Below are 2,227 nucleotides of genomic sequence, written 5' to 3'. Positions count from 1 at the left end.
GAGGCAAGTGAAGTGCGCAGCCTGCGCAGTGTCCTCAAACCCGCCTCGTCCTCTTCCGGCGGCCGCGTGGTGGGTGCGGCATCGCTGAAATCGCTGGCGATGAACTGCGCATAGCCGGAAAACGGAATGTAGTAGAATTCGGCCGAGCGATGCGCGGCCATCATCGCCTCGAAATCACGCAGCATCTCGGTGATCGGCAGCACATATTTGCGGCGGCGCAACCGGTAGGTCGCGATGTTGTTCAGCGTCACTTCGGTGAGCACGCCGAAAGCGCCGAGCGCAACACCGATGGCGTGGATCATGTCCCGATCCCCTGCCCGCTTGAAGTCGCGGACCTTGCCAAGGCCGTCGACGATCTGCACCGTCTCCAGCTGCGTGTGATAGGCGCCGAGCGTCGGCCCAGAGCCGTGCGTGGCTGTGCCCAGCGCGCCGCCGATCGCCTGGCGGTCGATATCGCCCATGTTGGGCAGGCCCTGGCCAATTCCTTGCAGGATGTGCATGAGCGGGCCGAGCCGGGTCCCTGCCCGCACCCGCGCCTGATGTTTTTGCGCGTCGTGCGAGACCAGCCCTTCCAGTCTCTCCAGGGACAGGATCGTGCCCTGCGATTTCACCAGCGGTGTGAAGGAATGACCGGCGCCGGCAACGCGCACCGGGCCGGGCGCGGTCCGGACGAGATCACCGAGTTCACCGGCATCGCCGGGGCTGGCGATCAGCTTGGGCTCGGCACTTACGAAGCCCGACCAGTTGCTCCAAGTGTTCGACATGGCGCTCCCCGCTCAGGCAACCGCACGACGGCGACGTGACACAAGAACGAAGAGACCGAGCAGCGCCACGCTTGCCACCGCGCTGGCGGCGGCGAATTCCGGCACCGGCCGGAAATCCTTGCCATCGATGAGCAGCGACGCCGCAATCGGCCCGATCGCCAGGCCGAACAGCTGGGCTGCCGGCACCAGCAGCACAGCGGTGCGCGTCTCGTCGGCGGTGATCGCCAGACGGATCTGGTAGGGCACGATGAACAGCAGGATAAAGCCCATGGCCAGGGCAGCGACCCAGAACGTCGTCAGGCCGGGGCTGCTGGCAAGAACCAGGGAACTGACAAGCGCCACGACGCCGATCGCCGCGATGGCAAGGCGATAATCGATGCGCGCCTCGAACGCGGTCGCCGTCATCGCCCCCAGGACCTGCACCGCGAGGCTGGCCGAGACGATCAGGCCGACGGTGCGGCCATCGATGCCGTATTGCGCGCCTAGCGGCTCCAGAAAAGCCCAGACCGCGCCGAAGAACATGAAGTAGCAGAAGACCGACAGCAGCGCGGTCATCGAGGGAACCGTCAGCACATTGGCCAGATTCTCTTCCTTGGGCAGGTCGGCATAGTCACCGGGCACGGTGAAAGCGACCGCCAGCGACACGACGCAGACGACGGCAAGAACGATGAAGCCACCCGCCGACCCTGCGGCCGGGATGACATAGAGCGCCAGCAACAGGGCGAGCGCGCATTGCGCCAGCGTCTGCATGGTGACGAAATAGCCGCCGATGCGCTCGGCACGCCGCGAGCGGGCGATCAGTTCGGTGGCGATGGCGACCAGACCGCCCTCGGCGAGCCCGGCAAGGGCGCGGGCCGCAATCAGCATGTTGGCGCTCGCGGCATAGGCCGTCCACACATTGGCCAGCGCCAGCAGCAGCAGAAGGACGGCACTTTTCCAGCGCATATTGTGGGCCGAAAGCAGCATCGCCACGACGGCCGAACCGATGGCAATGGCGATCATCTCGGCGGTGGCGACCAGCGCCAGTTCGTCGCCGCTGACATGGCCTTCGGTGTAGAGAGCTCCGAGCAGCACCGGCTGCAGGCCGAGGATGAGCAGGCCGACCGAACCGATCCACAGCGCCGAGGCGAGCTGCCAGCCGGTCGGATTGCCGACCAGCCAGTCGCCACTGCCTGCGTGGCCGATATCTGTCGAAGCCAAAGGCGCCTCCCCAACGTCCTTGCCGCGCGGCAAAAAAGCTGACAACCTGTCAGTATTTCAGAAACTGATACTTGATCATATTTCTTGTCAACCGGAATCTAAAAACCGTGCGAAAGATCGGTGCATGACGGAATTGAAGAGAATGGCGACCGAGCCGAGGCGCAAGCCCAAGCAGGAACGCAGCCGCGAGCGCATCGACGCGATCCTGTCGACGACCATGCGGCTGATCGGGGAAAAGGGTATCGACGCCGTCACTATGAAGG

General features: G+C 64.8%; 2 protein-coding genes and 1 pseudogene. 1 reads left to right on the top strand and 2 read right to left on the bottom strand.

Annotation, left to right across the window (positions count from 1 at the left end; genetic code table 11):
- Positions 1-764: FAD-binding protein (locus tag EN994_RS28145; protein WP_127307994.1), on the bottom strand; the 764-nt coding region annotated here is incomplete at its 3' end.
- A gap of 12 nt (positions 765-776) precedes the next feature.
- Entirely contained in the window at positions 777-1,964 is a 1,188-nt protein-coding gene (locus EN994_RS28140) for an MFS transporter (protein ID WP_063170196.1), read from the bottom strand.
- 124 nt (positions 1,965-2,088) lie between these two features.
- Between EN994_RS28140 and EN994_RS36450 the strand changes: the two are divergent.
- A pseudogene (locus EN994_RS36450) lies at positions 2,089-2,227 on the top strand (TetR/AcrR family transcriptional regulator); the annotation flags it as partial.

The sequence above is a fragment of the Mesorhizobium sp. M7A.F.Ca.CA.002.09.1.1 genome, assembly GCF_003998555.1.
GTDB classification, from domain to species: Bacteria; Pseudomonadota; Alphaproteobacteria; order Rhizobiales; family Rhizobiaceae; genus Mesorhizobium; species Mesorhizobium ciceri.
The sequence above is the reverse complement of the archived record's forward strand: the minus strand, read 5'-3'. Positions and strand labels throughout refer to the sequence as shown.